The 25,460-nt window shown below is 45.6% G+C and carries 13 protein-coding genes; all 13 read right to left on the bottom strand.

Annotated elements, in window-relative coordinates:
- Positions 1–14 precede the first annotated feature (14 nt).
- The 13 genes from BACPLE_RS07180 to BACPLE_RS07120 all read right to left on the bottom strand — a co-directional run bounded on the left by BACPLE_RS07180 (position 15) and on the right by BACPLE_RS07120 (position 25,440).
- The gene (locus BACPLE_RS07180) at positions 15–2,408 is read right to left on the bottom strand and encodes a glycoside hydrolase family 95 protein (RefSeq protein WP_040312652.1); all 2,394 of its coding nucleotides are present in this window, start codon (positions 2,406–2,408) and stop codon (positions 15–17) included.
- A gap of 209 nt (positions 2,409–2,617) precedes the next feature.
- Complete coding sequence (locus BACPLE_RS07175; protein ID WP_050792073.1) at positions 2,618–3,658, bottom strand: family 43 glycosylhydrolase; 1,041 nt, start codon at positions 3,656–3,658, stop codon at positions 2,618–2,620.
- 194 nt (positions 3,659–3,852) lie between these two features.
- On the bottom strand, positions 3,853–6,660 hold the full coding sequence (locus BACPLE_RS07170) for a sugar-binding domain-containing protein (protein WP_007560323.1): 2,808 nt from the start codon (positions 6,658–6,660) through the stop codon (positions 3,853–3,855).
- Between the two features lie 66 nt (positions 6,661–6,726).
- Positions 6,727–8,256 carry a sulfatase gene (locus BACPLE_RS07165; RefSeq protein ID WP_007560322.1) on the bottom strand — a complete coding sequence of 510 codons (1,530 nt, stop codon included), beginning with the start codon at positions 8,254–8,256 and terminating at the stop codon, positions 6,727–6,729.
- A gap of 68 nt (positions 8,257–8,324) precedes the next feature.
- Complete coding sequence (locus tag BACPLE_RS07160; protein ID WP_157131887.1) at positions 8,325–10,250, bottom strand: sulfatase family protein; 1,926 nt, start codon at positions 10,248–10,250, stop codon at positions 8,325–8,327.
- A gap of 64 nt (positions 10,251–10,314) precedes the next feature.
- Positions 10,315–11,940 carry a glycoside hydrolase gene (locus BACPLE_RS07155; protein WP_040312615.1) on the bottom strand — a complete coding sequence of 542 codons (1,626 nt, stop codon included), beginning with the start codon at positions 11,938–11,940 and terminating at the stop codon, positions 10,315–10,317.
- Between the two features lie 165 nt (positions 11,941–12,105).
- A complete protein-coding gene (locus BACPLE_RS07150) occupies positions 12,106–13,725 on the bottom strand; it encodes a RagB/SusD family nutrient uptake outer membrane protein (protein ID WP_007560315.1) in 1,620 nt (539 codons plus the stop codon).
- Positions 13,726–13,737: 12 nt separating this feature from the next.
- Positions 13,738–16,758 carry a SusC/RagA family TonB-linked outer membrane protein gene (locus tag BACPLE_RS07145; RefSeq protein WP_007560313.1) on the bottom strand — a complete coding sequence of 1,007 codons (3,021 nt, stop codon included), beginning with the start codon at positions 16,756–16,758 and terminating at the stop codon, positions 13,738–13,740.
- A gap of 15 nt (positions 16,759–16,773) precedes the next feature.
- Entirely contained in the window at positions 16,774–18,120 is a 1,347-nt protein-coding gene (locus BACPLE_RS07140; protein ID WP_007560311.1) for a cadherin repeat domain-containing protein, read from the bottom strand.
- A 90-nt stretch (positions 18,121–18,210) separates the two neighbouring features.
- Entirely contained in the window at positions 18,211–21,576 is a 3,366-nt protein-coding gene (locus BACPLE_RS07135) for a DUF5107 domain-containing protein (protein ID WP_007560309.1), read from the bottom strand.
- A 124-nt stretch (positions 21,577–21,700) separates the two neighbouring features.
- Positions 21,701–22,411, bottom strand: a complete 711-nt coding sequence (locus tag BACPLE_RS07130; protein WP_007560306.1) for an SGNH/GDSL hydrolase family protein — start codon at positions 22,409–22,411, stop codon at positions 21,701–21,703.
- Positions 22,412–22,440: 29 nt separating this feature from the next.
- Positions 22,441–24,018: a glycoside hydrolase gene (locus BACPLE_RS07125; protein ID WP_040312649.1), complete on the bottom strand. Its 1,578-nt coding sequence runs from the start codon at positions 24,016–24,018 to the stop codon at positions 22,441–22,443.
- A gap of 36 nt (positions 24,019–24,054) precedes the next feature.
- On the bottom strand, positions 24,055–25,440 hold the full coding sequence (locus tag BACPLE_RS07120; protein WP_007560303.1) for a sugar porter family MFS transporter: 1,386 nt from the start codon (positions 25,438–25,440) through the stop codon (positions 24,055–24,057).
- Between the last annotated feature and the right edge of the window lie 20 nt (positions 25,441–25,460).

The raw sequence follows: 25,460 nt of genomic DNA, 5'->3' as shown, positions 1-25,460 counted from the left end.
TCATCCCTTTTTTCTTAAGAATTCCACTTCCAAGTCTTTCCTTTTTCCAGATTACCGGTCTCGATATACTGGCCTTGATACCAAACCCGGAAAGGATTACCTAACAGAGATTTGATTTCCGCGTGTACCATTACCCCGTCTTTCCATTCTACAGATACCTCAAATCCGCCACGGGCTTTCAATCCCGAGAATTTACCGTTCTTCCATCCTGCCGGAAGTGAAGGAAGCAACTGAATGGTATAAGCATCCTGCTCGTATACATGACTTTGCAGTAGCATTTCTGCAATGCCGGCTGTGGTACCAAAATTCGCATCAATCTGGAACGGAGGACATTGGGTGAACAGGTTCGGATTCAAACTTTTTTCCAATACCTTATCCAGACTTTCCTTGGCTTTTTCTGAACGATGCAGACGAGCATACTGACTAATCAGCCAGGCTGAACTCCAGCCGGTATGTCCCCCACCGTGTGAAATACGATAATCCATCGACTTGCTGGCTGCCTCTGCCAGTTCGGGGGTTTGCAACAAGTTGATTTGCGAACCGGGATGCACGGCAAACAAATGAGAGATATGACGATGCCCTGGTTCTGCTTCCGGAAATTCCTGTGCCCATTCCATAATACGGCCATCGGAACCGATACGTGTTTCCAGCAATTTTCCTTTTGCATCGCCCACTGCCTGCGTAAACGCATCGTTTATCTGAAGAGCTTCAGATGCCATCTCAAAATCATCAAACAACTGCCAGATGGTCTGTTGGTCATGCGTCGGCCCCATACTGATCTGACACTGGCTTCCATCAGGAGCCACAAACGTATTCTCTGGAGAAACTGCCGGACCAGATACCAGCTTACCTGTCTTCGGATCTGTCACCAGCCAGTCCATATAAAACTCTACCGCTCCTTTTAACACTGGATACATCTTTTTCAGGAAATCCTTGTCGCCCGTAAAGCGATAGTGTTCTCCAATGTGCTGGCAAATCCATGCAGGCGCTCCCGTGTGCATTCCCCATGAAGCAGACTCTCCGGGCGAAGTATACCCCCACACATTCGTGATAGGATGAACCACCCAACCTTTCTTCTGATATTGAGTCTGTGCTGTTTTCGTGCCTGGTGCTACCAGCGAAGCTATCAAGTCGAACATAGGCAAGTGCATCTCTGAAAGATTGGTTACCTCGGCAGGCCAATAATTCATTTCAATGTTGACATCCGTATGATAATCACCGTTCCATGGAGTCTGCAATTTATTGGCCCAAATGCCCTGCAGGTTAGCAGGCATCGTGCCCGGACGAGAAGAAGAAATCAGTAAGTAACGGCCATACTGAAACATCAGCTCATACAGGTGCGGATTGATTTTACCTGCCTTAGCCTCAGCCACCAGCACATCAGTTGCCAACGTATCCGGCGATTCTGCCAGTTGGAAAGAAGCCCTGTCAAAATAAGCCGCATACTCTTTCTGATGAGCCTGATACAAAGACTCAAATGTTTTCTTCTCTGCTTTGGCAATAGACTCGCGAGTCAATGAGAGGTAATCCCGTCCTTTATAATGCGGATAAGTCAGCTGATAATCGGTAGAAGCCGCCAAAAGCAACATGACCTCGTCAGCTCCGCTCACAGTCAGAGTGGAGTCTGTACAAATCACCTCTCCTCCCTTAGTCACTGCTTTCAGACGAGCCATATACTGCAATCCATCTCCTCCTTTTCCGTCTGACAAGGCACCGCTCATAATCAGTTGTCCGTCTTCGGTATGTGTAAAGAAGTATTCCGGACGCGTCATACGGCAAGTGAAGGACATTTGCTGCTGTTTGTCTGCCGACAGGCGAATCACCATCACCTGGTCGGGATGACTGATAAATATTTCTCGCTTGAAGTGCACATCTCCCTGTGTGTAAGTCACCGTAGCCGTTGCATCCTCTAAATTCAATTCCCGGCGATAGTCTGAATAAGCCTCTTTATTGGCAAAATCAATCCAAAGGTCGCCCATGGTCTGGAAACAACCGAAAGGAACCGTAGAACCGTTTCCCCCTCCAGAGCCTTTTCCTGTACAAACCTGCGTACGGTTGGTCAGTTCTGTGGCTTCCTTGTATTTACCTTCCAAAAGTAGCTGTCTAATTTTATCCAGATACTGTGGCGCATCCGGGTTATCACATTCCTGCGGACTTCCCGACCACATGGTTTCTTCGTTCAACTGGATTCGCTCCATTGCCACATCGCCAAACACTACGGCTCCCAATGAACCATTTCCCAAAGGTAGACCTTTCAGCCATTCGGCATCGTCCTGCCAGCCGTTCGGGCTGTCAGCCACCGTCGCATCAGCGGGAGATTCATACCAGAGTTTAAGATAGGAAGGTTGTTCTTGTGAAGCACAAGAAAATAAAAGAAAAAATAACAAAAAAAGCTGTATATTCTTCATATTAGTCATAAATAACTATTCAAAATTAATTATACATATGAGCAATTCACAAATAAGTTGTTACCAACAGATGCCTAGTGCCCTATTTGTACAATAGAAAAGAAAGTCTTTAGTATTGTATCTTATCCATTGCCCTTCAATTTGCGCCACAGAGTTCCGGCTGAATCAAGTTCCGGAGAGTAGGTGAAAGATAGAAAAGGAATAAAACTCTATTCTCTCAAGTGTATTAATGCATCGCGTTCACAAATTAATTTACCATCCACTATTTTCAACTCCGCTATTTGCAAGAAACAAAGTTGTTCTACAATTGACAACCGTGTATCATCATATTCTACATAGTTTCTTAAAGGCTCCACATGATAGACTATAAATGCACGATCATCAGATGTCACAATCATGCTTGCATGACGTCCATATGTTCCATCATATAACCGATTCCCAGGTTTATCTAAAATTAAACCCTGGTAATTCCAATCTATACCATCTTTAGAACGATATACAGGCAATCCACAATGAGGATCTGTAATCAACCAATAATAACCTTTCCAAAAAATCACATTAGGCCCCTCCTGATAATGAAAGCCATGCTTATCAACATTTTCCACATCTCCATGAACTAACCCATGCTTTTCCCAGTTTTTTAAATCTGTCGAAGTTGCCCAAAACGTACCACAACGTGGTTCTCCTGTTAAACAGTTCCGATAAATCATTGTGATTGAGCCCTTTGAATTCTTAAACAGACAAGCATCTATCGCATTAGGTTCATTAATTGCAACATCCACAAATCTCCAACCATTTATCATATCAGTCAAAGGAGCTACATAATGCACAACCTTGCTAGGGCCTCCCCAAGGAGGAGTAGAATCTTCCTTACGTGTCACATACATATGACACGAATCACCAACAACAATCATACCAGGTGCCCAAAAAGTCATAGGAGAATCCTTGTCCCCACCATTTCCATCGAAAGAACAATATCCCTTAAATGTCCAATCCAATAAATTTTTTGACGAAATAACACCAATCGGAGTTGAAACAAACGAGTTACCAGACAATGGCCGACGGCTAGTGTAATATACTAGAAATTCTTTAGTTACAGGATTATAAATTATCTCCGGATCAGTTGAGCCATTATAATTTGGATCTGCAAAAAACGGAGCATTGGGCACTCGTAAATATACTGACGTACAACTTATACACAAGCAACTAATTAACCCTAAAAATAATATTTTAATTTTACTTTTCATCATATAACATAATCATTAGTGTCCAATAAAAATGGACGAGTTAAAAATTAATCAAATATTGCTCGACCAAGCATCTTTTTTATAAAGATTGGCAATGTCCAATGCAGAAACATGTGTTGCATTCGTCAGGAGAATGAATCGAAATAACTCGGGATATTTCTTCTCTGAAAGATACGTTCCAAACAGTTACCAGTACGTTAGTCCTCGCAAAGGAACAGATCACCCAACTGCTCGAACGAGGCAGAAGCGACAGGACGGAATACACTGCTGTTCATATAATCCAGCAGACTGTTCATCAGCTGAACGGCTGCAGGACGTTTCTGCACATCAGTCAGCAAATCGGCTCCACACAGCAGCAGCGAGCCTTTGCCCACTTTCAGTTCTACTATCATCCCTAACGAACGGGCCGTAAACCAGTCATCGATGATACGTACCACCGGCGTTACATTACCCAACTTGTACAAAGGAATAGCACAGCAGTGCGACATGGCGTCCTGCCACTGATAATCGCTATGGTACGACGTAGGGAACTGGCGTAAAGCCGGATGATGAGGATCACACAAAATGCCCAATGTATGGGGAGCCTGTACGTTAGTCCAAAGCGTATTCCAAAATATGGAGGAAAAACCTACCACTACCGAATCGCGCCCTGCGTTTTTCAGCGTTCCTTCACGGGCAGTCAGCAATACCTTGCCTCCTTCAGCCAACCGGGTACGAACAGCATCGTTCCACTCGGAAACTACCAGCACATCGCCTGTATCTACCTTCCGCACAGGATACAACCAAATGTTCCAATGATTGCGATAACCGCCTACCTCCACCTCCAGTTGGCACTGTTGCGGAATGTAGGTAGACAGTGGCAATACAATCTCTCCTACCTGCGACAGGGTACCCGTAGGTAACAGACTGGGCGCAAATCGTCCCGATTCCATCAGACGACCATCTTTTGCAACCAGTCGCCAGCTGACAGGCAACATCAAATCGGAAGCCGCATACTGGGCTACCTCTACCGCCGCCCTCAACGTATCGCCCGAATTGTAAATCATGCGGGGCATACGCACCAAGGGAACGACTTCATTACAGAACTCGCTGTACTCCTGCGGAGTAACATATCCTTTCGATTCCCAGAACGGATTCAGCACACCTACCAAGGCACTTCCCTGACCGGGAAAATCATGCAAATCCAACAACTGAAATCCGCCAAACCCCTTTGTGCGGAGGGCGGCCTCAATATCGGCCTTGTAGCACAAGGTCTGCAATTTGCCCGAAGCCAGCAGGAAGCTGTCGGCCAGATGCAAAAGTCCGTTGTCGCGCAGACGGTCCTCGAAGATATCGAAATTTTTAGCTTTCAGCACACCCGTATATTTCTCCCGCTCTTTCAGATCGGGATAGACGCACCACTGCCCTATCTCGTGGCTGATGGTGGGCTGTGTTTTCGATATCCGTGCGCTCCAGTCGAACACGGTGTTCGGTTCCTGTGCGTTGATGATGCTCTTTACACCCTGCCCCCAAGCCTGAATACGAGGAGCGGGCAGACAAAGCCAATCGCTCTCGTCCAACGCAGGCCAGCCGGCTGCCGTGGTATAAAGGAAGCGGTTGTCACGCTCTTTCCAGTAGTTCACAAACTGACGCAGGTATTCTTTGTGCTTTTCCCCATACGGCTCATTGCCGTAAGACATCAGGCAAAAAGACGGATGGTTTCCATACTGACGGACAATACGGCGGCTTTCTTCATAGATAAAGTCGTCAATGGGCTTACCGCTCCCCAAGTCAGACGCCCACGCCCCGCACTCCACGTACAGATACATGCCCAACTTGTCAGCCACACTGAAAGCCGCTTCCGGCGGACACCACGAATGAAACCGGATATGGTTCAGGCCATGTGCCTGACAAATCTCCATGATGCGCTTCCACTCACCCTCATCGGTAGGCGGAAAACCAGTCTTCGGGAAGATACAGCACTCCAGCGTACCTCTGAAGAACACCGGACGCCCGTTTACGGTAAGCTGCGTTCCCTTTGTCCCCAACTGTCTAAGACCGAAGTTTTCTTCACAGACATCACTGCCTGCCTTCGTATCCAAAGCTATTTGCAAGGTATATACATTGGGCTGGAATTCGTCCCACATACGGAAATCAGCCGACATATCATACAAGGCTTCCACTTCGTTTGATCCTGCACGAAGTTGTACGGGCAAGGTCATTTCGGGCAACGTACGACCATCGCCAGCATGCTTTACCCGCAACGTCAGCTGGCCGGAATAACGCTTGCCGGCGGCATTCAAACGTATGGTAGCACGAATCTTCTTTTCATTCATCAAGGGTTCAATACGAACTCCGTCGATATAAGCCTTGGAACGGGCTGTCAGCGCCATCTTGCCTACCACACCATTCCAGTTGGACTGCGTATTGTCCGAAACGCTATGGGCATCTACACCGGGCTGTATGTCCTTGATGCGATTGTCCACGCACAAGGTCAGCAGATGTTCGCCCGGATTGAGTCCAGCCAATTCGTAGCGGTGCGGAACAGCCAAGGAGTTCTGCGTCCCGATTTTCTTTCCGTCCACCCAAAGAGTTGTCTCCCAATGGCAACGTTCCAGATGAAGAGTAACCTGCTTGTCTTTCCAGTCTTCAGGCACCGTCACCTTCTTCTGATACCAGGCCTTCCCTACATAATATTTATCGGGAGTAAGCCAGAATACCACTTTTGTATTCTCCGGCGAACGATATTTTTCATAAAAGTCACTTTTGTACCAAGCGTCGTTCCACATCGACCCCGTCCAAGGAGTGTTCACACTGACAGGGTCGCCTATCCCGTTCGTATTCAGCGACCCGGGCAACAACAGAGTTTCCGAAAACTCGGTTTTATACCATTTCTCTTCCAGTCCGACATCATTAGCATCCAGCCGGTAATTCCATTGCCCTTCCAACGATTGTACCGAAGTCTGAGCCAACAAATGGGTACTCACAAAGGCTGCAAGCAGCCATGCGTTTTTCGATAGTTTCACCTCTACAATTATTTTAATGATAGATGTCTCAGAGTCAGAAGACTCCCTAAATTCAAATTATTTACTTCATACTGGTACGTAATGAGGATTACGAGTCGGCATCTTAGCATTACAATCCGTCCTCCACCGATGCAACATCTTCTGCATCTCCGCCGCCTTATCCTTCTCCGTCTTACTCAGGTCACGGGTTTCGGAAATATCGTTCTTCAGATTGTAAAGTTCGACATGACCATCTTCATAAAACTCGATTAGCTTATAATCGCCCATCCGGACAGCACCGGCCGGTGTATCGCCCTTGCCACCATAATGGGGATAATGAAAGAAGATGGGACCACGGTCGTACGCCTGGTCTCCCTTCAACAGGGGCAACAGACTTTTGCCGTCAACGTGCTGATGGGACTTCAAAGGAAGTCCAGCCATATCAAGTAAGGTAGGATAGAAATCAACTGCCACCACAGGAGTGTGACACACGCTTCCAGCCTCTACCATCTGCGGATATTTGATGATGAACGGTTCACGAATACCGCCTTCGTACAACCATCCTTTTCCTGCGCGTAACGGAGCGTTGCAGGTGGGCGAACCCTCGGCTGTTGACAAGCCGCCATTATCAGACAGCAGACAGACGATGGTATTCTTGTCCAGTCCGTTGTCTTTCAGCGCCTGCATCACACGTCCTACATTCTCGTCCATCGAATAGATCAAGGCCGCATACTCGGCATCGCTCTGAATAGTGCGCTCTTTCCAATGACCAGCTTTATATTCGGCATTTTTATACCACTCCAGATTACGGGTAAAGGGAACTATCGTATCAAGCCCCATTCTTTGTGCTTTCCATTTAAAGTATTTCACATACTCAGGTTTGGCCTCAATCGGTGTGTGTACGGCATAAAAGGCCAGATACAGGAAGAAAGGCTTGTCGGCACTGCTATTTTTTATCAGTTTGATGCTTTCATCACCCAATCGGTCAGTCAGGAATTCTCCTTCGGGACCGTCCGGCAGATAAGGGTTGCGATAAGGCGAACAGTATGCCCCCTTGCCGCCTTGTGAACGACGGATACCATTGGGCGATCCCTTCAGCCAACCGCCAATGTTCACATCGAATCCCTGATATTGCGGATAGTACAGCGAATCTTCCGCACAATGCCACTTGCCTACATGATAGGTGGCATAGCCATGCTCCTTGAAAGCCTCGGCCATCGTCACTTCTTCCAACGGCATATTCAGAGGCATCTCGGGGGCAAGCATCTTATATTGTTTCAGCTGTTCCGGCTTCAGGCCATACTGATAGCCGGGAATCCAATCCGTAATACCAGTACGTGCCGGATACTTACCCGTCATCAAGCTGACGCGCGAGGGAGAACTGATGGACGCAGCTGCATATCCGTCGGTGAATATCATTCCTTCCGACGCCAGCCTATCGATGTTGGGAGTCTCGTAAAAACGACTCCCGTTATAACCTACATCAGCCCAACCATAATCGTCGACCATGATGAAAACCACATTCGGCTGACGGTTGTCGCTGGCAGCGTGGAGCATGTTTGCCGCCAGAGTAACGCCACCGGCAAGGGTCAAAAGATGTTTATTCAAGATATTCATATTCAAAGCATTAATAGTTAAATAGTATTCATGTAATTGTGATTATTTAGGCTACCAAACAACTATTTTTACCAATAAGTATCAAATTGGAAGTCTTTACCCTCTAAGCGTAAACGCGCAATCCGCATCATGTCTTCAACACCAGGTCTTTTCTGATTATTGCCATACTTCTTTTCAATTTCCCGTAACTGAGGAACAAAAGTGTTAGCCATATCCATATTCATCTCCAACAAAACATTCAATGCATAAATAGTCAAGAATCTGTTTTCCCCGACAAGATATTCATCAAACAATTTGCGCGCCACCCTACAATCTTCATTCTCAAGTATCGAACCTGCTAACCAAATTTGTGCGGGCGGATAAGCTACCGTAGGCAATATTTTTTCCAATTGCGAGATATAAGGCCGCAAATGTTGTCTTTGAGTAAACAGTCCCACAGAAGCCCAATAAGAGACAAATTTATTGTCAGCTTGCAGAGCAGCAATCTGTTGAGGAATCACTTCCTCACTCATTCCACTCAACATCGCTACGTTCACAATTTCTTCAATAGGATATTTTTTATCACTCAGTCGATAATAATAAGGCAATTCTTTTACACATTCACTGGCTAATGTATACTCTGGTATAAAATTAGCGTCGCGTGTCTGTATCAGGTGTTCCTTCAGTGCGGAACGCATTTCCTCTACAATGCTTTTGTATGCCGGATCAAAAGCCAGATTGGTTGTCTCCCACTTATCTTTCTTCAAGTCATACAGATACTCTACAGCACGTGGCTCCATAATCTCCTTCTGACAGGCATTCATCTTACCGGTACGATAATCCAACCGCATCTGATGCTGAATATCCGACACATCGTAATAAGGTATCCAACGCACAAAAGGCTGGTAAGCAGTAAAGACTCGCGTATACATGTAACGTCCATCCATAACCGAACGGGATAACTCGGCATTGTTATCTACCGCATCACATGCTCCAAATACATACTTCTTACTTTTTTCCTGAATGGCAGGTAAAAACGGTACCCCTTCCATATAGGAAGGAAGTTCGACACCTGCCAAAGACAATACTGTAGCCGCAAAATCCTCAAAACTTACAAGTTCATCTGTCACCACTCCACTGCCCCACGGCGTCAGGTGTTTATACATTTCAGGAATCCATAAAATGAATGGAACCTGATATCCCATACCCGACGCACTTCCTTTTCCGCGAGGTATACCTTCACCGTGATCAGAGAAACAGAAAATGATCGTGCTGTCCCTTAGTCCATCCTTTTCCAAATCAGCCAGAATCTCTCCAAAAGCCTGATCAGTCAACGAGATTGCGTTATATACTCGCGAAACGTGTTTACGCATTTCCGGACTGTCTCTATAAAATGCCGGCATTTCGAAAGGCGCAGTTTCTGCAATCTGTTTTCCGACGTCAAGATGAGCCAGAATCTGGCGTTCATAATAATCCCAAGGATTGGTCATTGTACGCGATTGATGGGAGTGAAAAACATTGAAGACCGAGAAAAAAGGTTGTCCAGGCTTACGTCCACGCCATGAAGCTTTATTACTGCTTTCATTCCAAGAACGACTCGTCATTTCCTTATGATTTTTATGATTATAATCAGTCTTGGAATTATTGGATGTATAGTAGCCAGCTTCCCTCAAGTATTCCGGGAAGCCATGAACAAATTCCGGGATTTCATAATCACTCCGATGATTTCCCGTACCATACCGTCCAGGACGACAGCCCGTAATAAGACAAAAACGGCTGGGCGAGGACACTGTCCCCGTTGAATAAGAATTTGTAAAACGTACGCCCTCGGCTGCCAATCCGTCCATTACCGGCGTTTTCGCCTCTTTGTTGCCATAACAGCCAATGAATTGGGGAGAAGTGTCTTCATATGTCAGCCATAAAATGTTGGGCCGCTGTTGAGCAAAAGCATTAGATGTCAACCCAAAACTTCCTACCAATAAGCCCAGCTTCCAACCTTTCATTATAGATTCCATAAACATATTATCTGCTCATGCCCGATATTATTATCTTTCTATTCCCAAGTATACTACCAGCCTATTACTCTATCTCGCCAACAAAAGTCACAACCGAACGGGCCGGTATCGACAACTCGTCAACAGGCATTTCGGTGCCTTTCGCCAGATTGGAGTTCTCGGAGGTAACGTAAGGTACCAGTGTCTGGTTCTTCAACTTACAGTCTGTGTTCAGGTGGTACTCGCGGTTCACCTTGCCGATATTGACAGCTACAATCACAAGCTTACCGGCAGCCTCATCTTTGTAGGCGCTGATCATGACGTCCTTCGCCTCATTGAGAGGGTCGGAACTGTCGGTCGTTACGGCTACGCGCTTCATGCCTGGACGTACAAAGAAGGAGTAATTTCCGAACGCCCACATCAGTTTCGAGTCGCGGGCATATCCGTCTTCCTTGCAATATCCGGCACTCTGTCCGCCTTCGCTGTTTCCATCATCCAGGTAGATCAGACCGTCTTTATAGTTGGCACGGGTCAAAGCCGTCCACCACTGCCAAGAAGAGGCATTGGCATAAGTAAGGTCGTGATGTATGATGCGGGCTACATAAAGAGCCGTCTGCATACCCAGATCGCGCACATTGCCATCACCATTGGGCACTTCTGACGTGCCGGGGCTTTCCATCGGACAGTATTCCGTCTGCCAGTACTTCAGGCCCGAATACGTTCCTATCTTGGTACTCAGGTTGCGACGGTGGGAAATCATGTCTTCCAAAGGCCATACCGACCAGTAGCTGTGGCCTGTCATCACTTTTTCGACATTAGGCAAGGAAGCGATGCTTAAGGAAGAAGACGGATTCCAGAAGGCTTCTATCTGATTGTCGCGGTTCTCGGCGTTCACGTCCTGATACAGGTAGTTGATGCTGCCGGCTTCGCCCAAAGCAATGGTAGTGGAGAGTCCGCGCTGACTGAGGCGTTCGGAGAGCAGCGTGACAAACTGGTGCATTTCTTCGTTTGTCACCGGTGTACCTTCCTGCGAACCCGAACTCCAGTCCCATTGCGGTTCGTTCACCGGACTCAAATAATTAAAGGTAACGCCTTCTTTCTTTTGCAGGTTTTCAATACAATCTACCAGGAAGTCGGCATAAGCGGGCATCTTGCCTTCTTGAATGTTCATGCGTTGTTCCGGAGTAGAAAATCCTTTGCCATTCAACGACATGTGGACAGGGGCACTCAGGCTGAAAGCTAGAAAACGTCCAACCCCTCTGTCACGCGCAGCCCGCAGAAACCAGCGTTGTCCGGCCTGTTTCTCCCAGTCATACGTTCCGTCGGCCGACTGGAAACATTCCGCACGCCGCCACTCGTCAGCAATACCACTTTCGGCACCCTGCTCCATACTACCGGAGCCAATATAAAATCTCCACATCGAGAGCCCGATGCCTTTAGGATTGCCGTTCTCGTCAAATTCGTGGCTGAACAACCAGTCGGCAATGGCATTCTTCTTCTCCTCCGGCCAATAGCGACCTACCATCTGGCAGCGCCATGCATCAGAAGCACCAAAACCATCGATGGTCTGAAACTCCTGATTTAGAGTGACCGTCAACGAACGTTCCCGGTTATAGACCGGAGCTTCCGGAATATCCAATTCGGAACTACAGGAAGACAAAGCGAACAGAGCGCCCAGTCCCCATACATACATATAATTCTTGTGATTCATTGTTTCTACGTTAAATAGTTCAATTTTTTCAATTAGCCTACAACCAGCAGGAAGCCCCTTTCCTGCACACAAGTATCGAACAACTGTAACACAAATGTGGCTCGCGAGCCGTACTTGCATTGCTCGCGAGCCGCACAAGTCACATTTTCCGTTATTGCTAGACTATTAATAATTAGGATTTTGCGTGATCTGTCCAAAACTTCGGTCAATTTCCGACTGCGGAATAGGCCAAAGCAGATGTTTGTTGATGTCAAAATTTATCCCCTTATCCTGTAATTCTTTCAGGTTGCTAGTCTCGTATTCGTCGGTCGACTCAACCGTATTATAATGTACGAAGCTTCCGTTCGGACCGAAAAGGCCAGCGATGACAGGCTGATTAGTGGCAGGATCTATCTGGCGACGGATGTCGTACAAACGGAGTCCCTCGAAAGCCAGTTCCATACGGCGTTCTTTCCAGATGGCATACAGAATATCGGTTCCGGAAACCGTACCCTTCTTACCCGGCAGGTCTACACGACTCCGCACGATGTCAACATCATCCATCGCACTATCATACTTACCCAAGTAATAAGCGGCCTCGGCACGGGTCAGATACATTTCGGCCAAACGGATAATAGGCGTGTTGAGCGGCGCATTGTAGCGTTTGTCAAACAGCGTCCGACGGGTTGCAATGGGCACGTAGTATTTGCGGATCACACGTCCCGACTTGTTCTGCTCCAGATCAAACATATAAGAAGGATTCAGTTCTTCATCTCCATAAGCGGGTTCGCCATAAACCGTAATCGTACTGCGACGGCGTATCTCGTCGTTCTCAGACAGGTAGCAGTTCTCCAGGTCGCTGGTCGGTGTTCCCCATCCCCATCCGTCCATCACGTCCGCAGCATCTTTGCTGGGGAAGTTTTCGGCTTTCTCGCCACGGGCACCACACAAAGTACACAACTGGTTGCCCAGAGCCTTGTCCGACTCGGTATTGGTCTGCACCTCGATGATGGATTCCACACCGTTAGGATTATTCACGTCCCAAATGTTCACGAAGTTAGGTTCCAGCTTGAATCCGCCGTTTACAATCGTCGTGTCGGCATAATGATAAGCCTCTTCCCACTTGCTCTGATACAGGTAAGCCCTTGCCAGCAAAGCAGTGCATGCCCATACTGAAGCGCGGCCTTTATTGCCATCCTCGTAGGAACTGCTCACCTTGTGAATGGCTGTTTTCAAGTCCGCCTCGATTTGCTGGTACACTTCTTCCTTGCTTGCACGCACCTTGTCCATTTCGCTAGACGAAAGCATTTCCAATACTAAAGGTACACCTCCGAAGTTGGCCACCAGTTCCAAGTAATTGTAAGCACGGCAAAAGAGCGCTTCGCCCACATACTGATTCTTTTTCTCGTCCATAATCGGTGCGCCCGGAATAGACTCGATGGCGATATTGCATGCCATAATGTTCTGATAACGGATTTTGTACAGATTGAGCAGCTCACCCATTCTGTTAGGCGTAATCAAATACTGCGCTGCCGGAATAAAAATCTCCGCACTCTGTCCGGTATTTCCCATCCATGCATCATCGGTTGCTGTCTCGTTGGCAATACGTGAAGAGCACAAGGGCGACCAGTCGTAATGCAAAAAGGCACGTTTATACAAATCGTTCACAAACTCCTGACATTCGGTGTCGGTTTGGAAATAGTTGTCCAAATTCTGAACACCTCTCTGCTCGTGCTCGATAAAGTCCTCGCAAGAAGAAAACAATCCACACGAAGCTATTATAATGGCTAAAAAACACTTCTTCATACTTGTACTAATTTAAAACGTTACATTAACTCCTACTGAATAAACTCGTTGTACCGGATAGTTCCATCCACCGAAACCAAAGCCCAATACACTTCCAGAAACTTCAGGCTCGATGCCGTCGTATCCCGTAATGGTAAACAGGTTCTGGGCTGCCAGATAAACACGTAACTTACTCAAATAAGGAATCTTATTGAAGGTATATCCCAACTGCAGATTCTTCAGACGCAAGAACGAACCGTCTTCGATGTAAAGCGAAGAGAATTTCGTGAAATTCTCATTGTTATCTACCGACGACAGACGGGGTATGCTATTGGAAGTTCCCTCGCCGTGCCAAGCCATATCCATCAGACCACTGATTTTATTCACTTTATTACCACCTCCGGCGTTGTACAGCTCGCTGATATTCTGGTTAACCAGGTCATTGCCCACGCTGGCATAGAAGTTTGCAACCAAGTCAAAGTTCTTGTAACCGAGGTTCAAGTTCAATCCCATCGTAACGTCAGCCCAAGGAGAACCGATCTTTGTGCGGTCATCAGCATTCAGCACACCGTCACCGTTGATGTCCTTGAAACGTATGTCGCCTTCCTTAGCATAAGGCTGCAGGAACTGCCCTTCGTTATTAGTATGGCTGTTCAGCTCCGTCTTGTTTTGGAAGAGACCGTCGGCCACGTAGCCATAGAAGTAGCCAGGTTCGTCACCTTCCACTGTTTTCGTCTTCTCACCATTGCCGTACAGCGGATCTTTATCACCAGTCAACTCGGTCATCTTAACATCGAACGTAGTCAAGTTGAAAGTAGCACCCAAAGTAAAATCACCAAACTGGTCATTGTAAGCAACGCTCATTTCAAATCCTTTTGTACGCATAGAACCCACGTTAGTCCATATTTTAGCATCGCCAGGGAAGCCCGAATAACTGGGATAAGCCTTCTGGAAAAGCATGTCGCGTGTATTCTTCACATAGTATTCCAATGAACCAGTCAGCTTGTTGTTGAAGAATCCATAATCAATACCAAAGTTGTAATCTTCCACTGTTTCCCACTTCACATCTTCATTCTTTACCAGGCTCGGATAAGTGGTGTTCACCACATTGTCGCCAAAAGCATAGTAGCTCTGTCCCAACTGCGACATATACACACCCGAAGGTAAGTTCTGATTACCCACGCGTCCCCATCCGGCACGTAATTTCAAATCGTTGAGCACGGTTGAAATACTTTCCATAAACGGTTCGCCCGAAACACGCCATGCCAACGAAGCTGAGGGGAACGAAGCCCACTTGTTCTTTGACATAAACTTGGAAGAACCATCCAGACGATACGTAGCCGTCAGATAATACTTATTAGCATAATTATAGTTTACTCTTCCGAAGTAAGACAGAATCGAAGTAGTAGATGAATTACCACCCGTCTGAGGATTCAAGGTACCAGCATCCAGTTCCTGTAGGTTATCCGAATTGTTCGGTAGTTTTTCATAGCTTCCCCACAGTGTAGTCGTATTCCACTCTTCAAGTGTATTACCCACCATGAAAGACATGTTATGCTTATCGGCCACAGTCTTCAGATAAGTCAATGTATTCTGCAAACTCCAGTTACGATAAAGCGACGTGCTTCGCGAAATCTTATTGTTCGTTTGGAATTCGTGAGCTGGGTCAATTACAAAGTCTGGAGAGAATGAATTGGAAATACGGCTATCCAACTCCAGCGAGAACTGCGAACGGAAAATCAGGTCCTTCAACGGTTTTATCTCCAAATAAGCCGAAGACGACAATGCATACGAGTAATTACTCTGTTTCCAGCGCGCTACCGTAGCAACCGGATTCCAGACATAAGACGGTGAACGGGCATAGATACTGTACTCGTTCTCCTCACCCGTAAGTTCCTCTTCAGGCTTAAATATAGGAGTGATAGGATCAATACGGTCGAAATCAGCCCAGTTCGAAGGGTTACCCCATGACTCATAACGAGGATTCAGCGCAAATCCGGCCGATACGAAACGATTAAACTTGTAATCATTGGTCAGACGAGCTGTAAAGCGTTTATATCCACCCTTTTCATAGAAAGAATCCTGCTGATAATAGTTCAGGCTGACAGCATACTTGTTCTTATCAGTACCACCCTGCACACCTATACTGGCATTCATCTGGGGAGTATACTCTCTAATACCGGCGCCCCACCAGTTCGTAGTCTTTCCAGCATATACCGAAGGGTCATCAAATTCCTTAGGATAACCGGCATTAAGAGCAGCCGTATTCAGGATTTCTGCATATTCCACTGCATCGGCCATGTCATAAGGATTCTTCATTTCCTGCACACCATAATGCATATCAATATAGAACGTCGGCTTGCCTTCTTTACCCTTACGTGTGGTCACCATTATGACACCATTCGAAGCACGGCTACCGTAAATAGCACTTGCCGAAGCATCCTTCAACACTTCAATGCTTTCAATTTCATTTGGGTTCAAGAAGTTGATACCACCTCCCATCGGGACACCATCAACTACATATAAGGGATCTGTCGTCAGGTTAATGGTAGAGAATCCACGGATCAGTACCTTCGGTTGTGCACCGGGACCTCCTGCTCCTACTACCGTAATACCGGCCACTTTTCCCTGCAAGCTTTCGGTTGCATTACTTACATTCATCGACCTGACGTCCTTGCCCTTCACTGAAGAAATCGAACTTGTCAAATCGCTTTTCTTCTGCACACCATATCCCACTACTACAACTTCATCCAAAGTCTCAGTGTCTTCTTGCAACGTTACGTTGATCTCTTTGCGAGCCCCTACTTTTTCAGTCCTCGTCTTATATGATATGTAAGTGAAGACCAGCTGAGCATCGGCATTCTTGACCGTAATGACATAATGTCCGTCCATATCAGAAATGACACCATTCGTCGTCCCCTTCTCCATAATATTTACGCCAATCAACGGCCCGTTATTCGCGTCAATCACAGTTCCTTTTACTACAATCTGTGCATTCACAGCCAAACATGACATGCAGGCTATTACTATAAAAAGTAAAATGTTCTTTTTCATGGTTCCTATTTTTTACTATTCCTTTATCAAGACTGCACGTCCTATTTCAGTATCCATCTTATATTTATATGTACCGGTCTTTGTATTGGGATAAGTAAAATTACCTCCACCCATATAAACGATAGTAGCATTTGCATCCAAGCGCCAGAATGGATTTCCCCAGTTAGGCGAAGTAATGGTCATGGCAATATCCGTACCTGTCAGATTCAAATCTCTTTCAAGGATATATGGATTATCTGGATTGGCAGCCAATAACAGATCTGTATTATTAGGATTCCATCCGCCCAGTTCCATACCATTACCACAAATGGTAATATTTGTCGGATTCCAAACTGAAGACGTCGGTGTATAAGCAGTCACTTCGTAAGTCATATTCTTCGTATCTGCTGCCAGTTCATAATACCCCTTAGTCGGCAAAATGATAGGCTCAGCTGTGATACTGTTCATAAGTTTTCCGTCCTCGGAAGCTTTACCAAAGCAATGTGGTTCGAAAGCAGTCTCTTGTCCCAAGAAATAGATTTCCTTGTTGTCGGTATCGGCATAATATCTGAACTTGAATACACCATCTTTCTTTTCATGATAGTACATGGGCACTCCGAATATATCTTCCTGCAGATCGGCGTCTTTAGGTACATCGGCCAAGAATAATGTTACCATCTCGCTGGAAACGCTAAAGCCTAGTTTCTGTACCGCTTTATTCGGCTCAATGAAGTTATCAATAGCAGCAATGCTCAGTTCGTATTTGGCTGGCTCGGAAGGTAAGGAATAGGTCTTACTGAAGGTGTATTCTTTCTCACCATTCAGCTTAATCCGTTCTTTGATGCCCAATTTCTTTTCTTCTACTATTACAGAGTCCAGTCCAGTATCATCGGCAACAGTAAACGAAACTTCCAGACTCATATCCTCCCCTAAAATCTTGACCATTCCATCTACTGGTTTGACATCGGAGAAAACAGGTACATTGAAGTCGCCGTCCAGATGCAAGGTCAGTTCTTTCGCTACACTATTGCCTGAAACATCTGTCAAAACAAGGTTTACTTTGTAAGTTTCAACTTCCTTCGTATCGGCCGGAGCCAGGAACTCATAAGCCAACTTATACTCAGTCAGCAAATCATCCGTAGGAAAAGTAATTTCCTTATCCAAATAGAACTCAGGAATGCTGATTTTCAAGGACTTCAAGCCTAAATCGTCTTTCAAATCGGCTTTAATGATAAACTTCCTGTTAGGATTTGAATACAAATCGTTTCGCTCTACTACAATCTCCGGCGAGGAAGAGGCTGGAAAAGACATTTCGCCGTCATCCTTACACCCTTCTAAGGAGAAAAGAGCAAATAACATTAATAATAAATACAATTGCTTCATAATTAATAGATTATGTTAACTTAGTGAATAAATACATTTTATTGAAAACAAGGGAACTGCCTGATACAGGCAGTCTCCTTACTTAACCAGCTAGTCACACATTTCCAAAAGCTGCTTTCCGGCCTGATGGTTAATGTCCAGACGAGCTACTTCAGACAGGAACTTGCGAGCCTGTTCCTTGTCGCCCAATCCGAGATACCCCATACCCATCACCAGGTTGCAGTGAATCTGGTTGCGTACGTTCAGGTCGTCATCCCAAATCAGCAGGTCGGGGAGCGATACAGCAAAGTAGTCAATCTTCACCTTGTCAAACAGATGTTTCTCACCATGCCTAATCAGGCGGTTGAAACGACTGCGTGCCTTGTCTTCTTCGCCCAGCTTACGCCATGCCAGTCCCTGATAGAAAATCTTGTCGGGCTGCTGATCGTTATAGAAGAAGGCGATGGCAGGTTCAGCAGAGCCCTTGGTAGCTTTTGTAAAGTATTCTTTAGCCAACGCTTCTTCGCCAAGACCCTCGTAAGCACATCCCATCCAATAGTGAATGTCGTTTTCTTCGGCCATAGAAAGCTTACCTTCACCCAAGTTGTCTGGATATTTTTCAGTTTCCTTCAACAAGCGGACTGCATCGGCAAAACGACCTTCACGGATGGCAATCTTAGCCAGTTCCACACGACAGAGCAAATACTGGCTGGTAACTTTTCCTTCACCACCTTCCCACGGATGGAACTTACGAGAGTTAATCAAATCGTATGCTTTCTGATATTCACCCAACTGGTTATAGAGTGTAATACGCTCGATACACAAGTCATCACGCTGTTCTACCACGTCGGCATGTGCTTCCAGGAAGTCCAGACGCTGGCGGTGCGGATAACGCAGTTTCTTGTAAAGCTGATCGAGCTCCATCAGAATACGCGCGTCGGTAGTATCCAGGTTGTAAGCTTTTTCCAGTGTAGCCAATGCTTTCTGCGGATTATGTTGTTTGTTATAATAAGCCAGTGACAGGTTACGCAATACTGTAGGATAAGTATCATCGATAGATGCTGATTTTTCCCAGCAAGCAATAGCTTCATCATAAATACGAGCCGCATAGTGGAAGTTACCCAAGTAATAAGGTGCCTTGGCTCCTTCCGGATTAAGCAACATCGCATCATTCAGCATCAGTACTTCTTCCAGTTTGTTCGGGAAGCAGTAGTTCGGACACATGGTTTCTGCTTTCTTGTAAAGAGCCACAGCCTCTTCTTTCTTACCCATCTTGGAAGCAAAATAACCCAACGCATAATATACCATCGGATAAGTAGCTTCGTTTTCTTCCGTTACAAAAGACAACAGCTGAGTAGCTTCTTCATACATACCTGCCGATGCATAGTCGATGGCATATTCCAGATAGCTGTGTACGGCACCACGCATCAAAGATTTCATTTCAGCCTTTGCGGCAGCGGCAGCTTCGGTATTTCCCTGCAATGTATGAATCAGATAAGATTCGAAGCGGCATCCCATATTGAACTTATCCATCGCCAAAGAGTCATTGATAAGCGCCTCAGCCTTCGCAAAATCACCTGTCTTACGCAAGAAAGAAACCTTCAACTGACGTCCTTTGTGATTCAGCCAGTTGCGATACAACGAACGGTCGATATGGTCAAGTCCGTTTGCATAGTCTTCACGGATCATGTCTATCTGTGCCAGGCCCATGTAGCCAGAATCTTGCCATGCGGCATTCCAGGTAGCCTTGAAGAAAGCATCGTATGCACCGTCTATGTCACCTTGCATTTTCTTGCTCCAGCCTAAATTATAGTAAGGTTCTCCTTCGTATGGGTTCGGATTACGTTCTGTCTGTGTCTTGATGGCACGGTCAAAATATTTCTGTGCTTCAGCAAAGCGTCCGCGGCGCATAAGAAGCAATCCTACGGCATTGTTACAACGAATATCGCTTTCATCACGACTCAGAGCCTCCATATAATAATCCATCGGCAAGTAAGTAGCATGACGATACTGTTCCAAGTGATGACCTGTCAGGAAAAGCTGCTCCATACTGGCAATCTTCTTCGGGTCGAGTGCTGCCTTAGCCGGTTCCGGAATCGGTCTGATTTCGGGTTTAGCAGCCTGGTAACTTACCAGCACCTTACCTTTTTCATCAAGCACGGTCAGTTTTAAATCCTCCATCTTCTGTGTATCGCATGCCACAATTTCTGTATAAGAATTTTCTGGAGAAACAGCCGTCAACGCATCCAGATAAATCTTTCCATTTACCGTATTGATCAGCATAACACGTACTTCACGATGAGCCGCAGTAGTATAAAGAATTACCTTCATACGTCCCTCTTCCACCGGTTGCAAGTTGATCAGTGCATCACGAGTAGCGTTCTTCACCATGCCTACTTTCTGATAAGGCATAAAGTACTGCACCCATGATTTTTCTTCGTAAGGTTGCAACCAAGTAAAGTCAGGCTGGTTATCGCAGTACATACCGGTCATTAGTTCAATGTATGGTCCGTCTTCATCCGTCAGGTTGCGGTCCCAAGCCTGTCCGAAATCACCGTTACCCCAAGTCCATTGTTTCTTACCGGCATTTACATGATGGTCGGCCACATGCAACAATCCTGCTTCAATATGTTCTTCGTACCCTCCCACAAAATCAAATTTCGAATTGATGGCCATGTAAGAAGTCGGTACCGGAATGTTTTTGTAGCGTGAAATATCTACTCCGGCAGAATAATCCACTTTATAATATTCACCCGTGGCTATAGGGAAGCTGGATACCGCACGTTTTCCATGGTCGAACACCGCATTGACATCAGGCGGGAACACTGAATAATAGTCTTTGTTCACTACTACCGCCGGATTAGCCCACCACAAGAAAGTCTGCGGGAACGGAGTACGGTTGTACACCTTTGCCTTGATTTCAATATAAGCCTTTCCCGGATAGAGGGTAAAGCCTGCCATACCTTTGGTACGGAACATACGTTCTACCTCACTACACCAGATGGTCTTGCTTCCATCAGGGAATTCTTCAATCATGCAGTCAGTAGGAAGATATGTACTGGGACGATGGTGCTGCGGCCAGTTAAACTCAATACCACCAGAGATCCACGGTCCGGTCAGTCCCACTAATGCCGGTTTGATTACCTGATTATAATATACGAAATGACGCTTCTTTACTTTATCGTATGCCATTTGAATACGTCCGCCCAGTTCCGGAAGAATCATCAGCTTGATGTATTCGTTTTCAATAAAGAAAGCTCTCCAGGGACGGTCATGCTTTTCATCTTCAATCTTTTCAACTACCGGATAAGGATATACCGAACCGGAGCTTCCCTGATACACGCGTTTCTCAAGAAATATCGGATTTTTTTCTTCTTTACCAATGCCATATGTAGGCAACATCACAATCTCCTCCCAAGCTCTTACTTCAGAAGTATTTACTGTGCTTTGAATCAAATATTCTGTTATTTTTTCCATATAAAACTATTATTTTAATTAGCTGTACTACATCATTTTACTGTTACAAAGTTCAGAAGAATACGCCAACAAAAAAATGTAGAATATTCCTAAAATGATGTACAAAAACACTATATACTGATTATTAGAAAAACCAAGTTAAAATCTCAGCCGCCACACAATTATGGCCAGCAGAGTTTGGGTGATTACTCTGACTCATATACTTCTGCAAATCCTCACCGTTCTCGGCTTTTTCTTTAAACAACCGGTATGAGTCAACAAGTCCAACATGATACTCTGTTGCCAACCGACGTATCATCTCTGCATGCCCAGCCAAAGGAGCATTTTCATCCATGATATTTTCCGTTAGATCAGGCGTCGGAGTAAACAATATCACTTTGAGATTTTTTGCTAAAGCAGATTCTATCATCTTACGCCAGGCTTTTTCACTACGTTCCAAGCCAATAGCTCTGTCATTCAAGGCATAATCGATAAACAGCACATCAGGCCGATGCGTAAGTACTTCATCCTTAAAGCGTTTTTCACCTTGTTCTGCCTGTTCTCCACCTATAGATGTAGTTATCACATTCAGCACAGCATACGGATATTGAGTTTTCAAGGCATGAAAGACTAAATGAGGATACGCCTGTAATGTATTTACCATAGGAGTACAGGCATATCCTGTAGGTACACTATGTCCGTGGAAAACGATATTTAACGTACGATTATCAGGCCACTCCAAAGTCATTTCCTTCTTGAAATCATTCAAATAGGTTTGCTTATCTGCCAACTGAGCTTGAAGTGTTCCAGCTATCCACAAATAACCGGCCAAAAGAAACAATCGATTTAAAGTCATAACTATTGAATTTATAATTCCTTTCAATATTATTCTACTCCAACTAAAGTCAGAATGGAACGGGCTGGAACTTCAAACTTATTTCCGACAATCCCTTTATATTGCAAATCACTACGATTAGAAGTCTCAAATAGTTTATACTTCTGAGCATGATATTCATTGGGAAGTGACTGGAAAGACAAATCTACCTTTTGATTCTCCTCTGAGTAATTAATTAAAACTACCACAACCTGCTTTGATGATTTATCTATATACGCTGAAGCCATTACAGAAGTAGCCTCCTCCATTTCTGCCCCACCATCCAAGCGTACCATACCCGGACGTACAAAAAAGCTATAGTTTCCTAGTGCCCATAATAACTTGGAAGTACGAAATACGCCATCATTTTTACAGGTCTCTATCATTTTCTCATCGCCTCGTGATGCACCATCTGCAATTGTTCCATCATCTATAAAAATCAGGCCATCCTTATAATTCCATTCGGAGAAAGCCGTCCACCATTGCCAAGAAGCAGCATTAGCGACAGTCAGATCATGATGAATCACACGCGCCACATAAAGTGCTGTATTCATCCCTAAATCCCGACCGCCACCTCCTCGCGGATTATCCGGGTTCTGTTCCATCGGACAATATTCGGTTTGCCAGTAGGTGTAGTTCGCAGGAAGTTGTTTTCCCAATTCCTCTGCCAGTTCCTTACGAGTCTGTACCAATGTATCCACAGGCCATGTGCTCCAATAAGAATGCCCACTCACGATAGAAGCAACTGATGAAAGTCCATAAATGGAGTGTATTCCTTTCTTTGAAAAAATCTCCTTCAGCTGATTATCCCTTTCCGGCTTATTCGTTCCCGAACGATAAAGATACCGAATATCACCCGCTTCACCGAAAACCACTTTTGTTTTTGATTCACGGCGTTTTAATTCTTTATCCAATAAATGAATAAGGCGACTGCATTCTTCATTAGTAGCTTGCATACCTTCCTGTCCACTACCTACCCACTCCCACTGAGGCTCATTGATGGGACTCAAATAATCCAGTCCCAGATGAGTAGATACTTCTGCCAAAAAAGCCGCATAGTCATCAAACTGATCTTCACGAATATTCGCATACGGAGTCTTTTCACTGGCCCGAGCCATTCCGTTCTTCGTCATAAAATAGGGAGCGGTGATGGAGAAGCCCAAAGAATAGCGTACTCCCCGTTCGCGTGCGGCCTGCAACATCCACCGTTGTCCCTCTTGTTTATCCCAATCCCAATCTCCTTCCTTATCCAAAAAACATTCTGTGCGACGCCACAGAGAAGCGACTCCTCCATTATCACCGGCTTCATGGCTACCCGAACCAATATTAAAGCGCCACATAGAAAGTCCAATACCTTTCGGATTTCCCCACGAATCCAATTCAGAACTGAACAACAAATCAGCTATTTGGTTCCGCTTTTCTATCGGCCAGTTTTTACCAATATACTGTACACGCCAGCAATCGGATGCCCCAAAGCTATGAATGGTTTGCCGGGGAGAGGCAAAATTAAACACAAGTCTTTGCTCGTTTTGAGCATACCCTAAACTCGCATACAAAGAGAGTCCTAAAAAAAGAAGTGCTTTCTTCATACCCATTGTAATTTATAACCCTAATATTTCAAACCTTTACTTAATTAATTCTTTCTCCAATTCTTCCAACGATTTTCCTTTGGTCTCCGGAATACGGCGCCATACAAACAGGAATCCGCAGAAACAGATAACGGCATAAAGCAGGAAAGTACCGCCTGTACCCAGTCCGGAATTCAGGAAAGGGAATGTGTAGGTAAGCAGGAAGGAAGCAATCCACAACGCAGCCGTACATACAGCCATGGCTACGCCACGCACCTTATTGGGGAATATTTCAGAAAGCAACACCCAGGTGACAGGCCCCAACGACATAGCATAGAACCCGATTGCCAATACCACAAACACAATCATGATGAAGCCTTTGAACTCAAAGAAATAGCTTAATCCCAACAAGGTATAGATACCTGCCAGTCCGATGGAACCAGTCAGCATCAACGTCTTTCTTCCCAAGCGGTCGACGGTATAGATGGCCACAAACGTAAATACCAGATTGGCAATACCCGTCACAACAATGTTCATCAGTACGTCTGAAATGCCATAACCTGCTGCCTGAAAAATTTCCTGTGCATAATTGAAGATGACATTGGTGCCACTCCACTGCTGGAACATGGCTACCACGATACCGATAATCAGCACGTTCCGCATTTTAGAAGAGAAGAGCAAGGACAATACGCCTTTTTCTGCATGCGAATCTGCACCTGCACGAGTATAATTTTCAATTTCACTGTCTGCATAGGCAGCTCCCCCAATGGAACACAGCACTTTTCTAGCTTTCTCCATCTGCTTCATACTGGCCAGCCAACGCGGGCTTTCTGGAATAAACAATGCCAGCAGGAAAAAGAGTCCCGAAGGAACGCATACGGCCCAGAACATCCAGCGCCATCCGGTCTGTCCGTTCCATGAGTTCAAGATATCGGCCGCCATAGCACCTTCCGGTACCGGCTCTGCAATCAGCATATTTACAATCTGTGCGCCAAGAATTCCCAATACGATGGTCAGCTGGTTCAATGTGACGAGCTTACCACGAATCTGGGTAGGTGCCACTTCTGCAATGTACATCGGAGAAAGATCGGCTGCCAGTCCGATAGCCATTCCTCCTACAAGGCGAGCAATGATAAATGCAGGAATTGCCGTAGCAGCTCCTGTGGCCCACGAAGAGGCAAAAAAGATAAAAGCGGATAATACCAGCAGCTTCTTGCGTCCATAACGGTCGGCCAGAAAACCTGCCATAGTAGCCCCCAACAAACATCCCAGCAAGGCGATACTCATAGTCAATGCCTGCATACCCTCATTGCCGGCAATATGGAAATATTCTTCATAGAAAGGTTTGGCACCTCCTATCACTACCCAGTCGTATCCAAAGAGGAGTCCTCCCATAGCCGAAACCAGGCAAATAAAATAGATAAACAATTGATGATTTTTCATGGTTATACGGTTAAAAAAGA

The organism is Phocaeicola plebeius DSM 17135, from assembly GCF_000187895.1.
GTDB lineage: Bacteria > Bacteroidota > Bacteroidia > Bacteroidales > Bacteroidaceae > Phocaeicola > Phocaeicola plebeius.
This window is presented reverse-complemented; position numbering and strand designations above follow the sequence as displayed.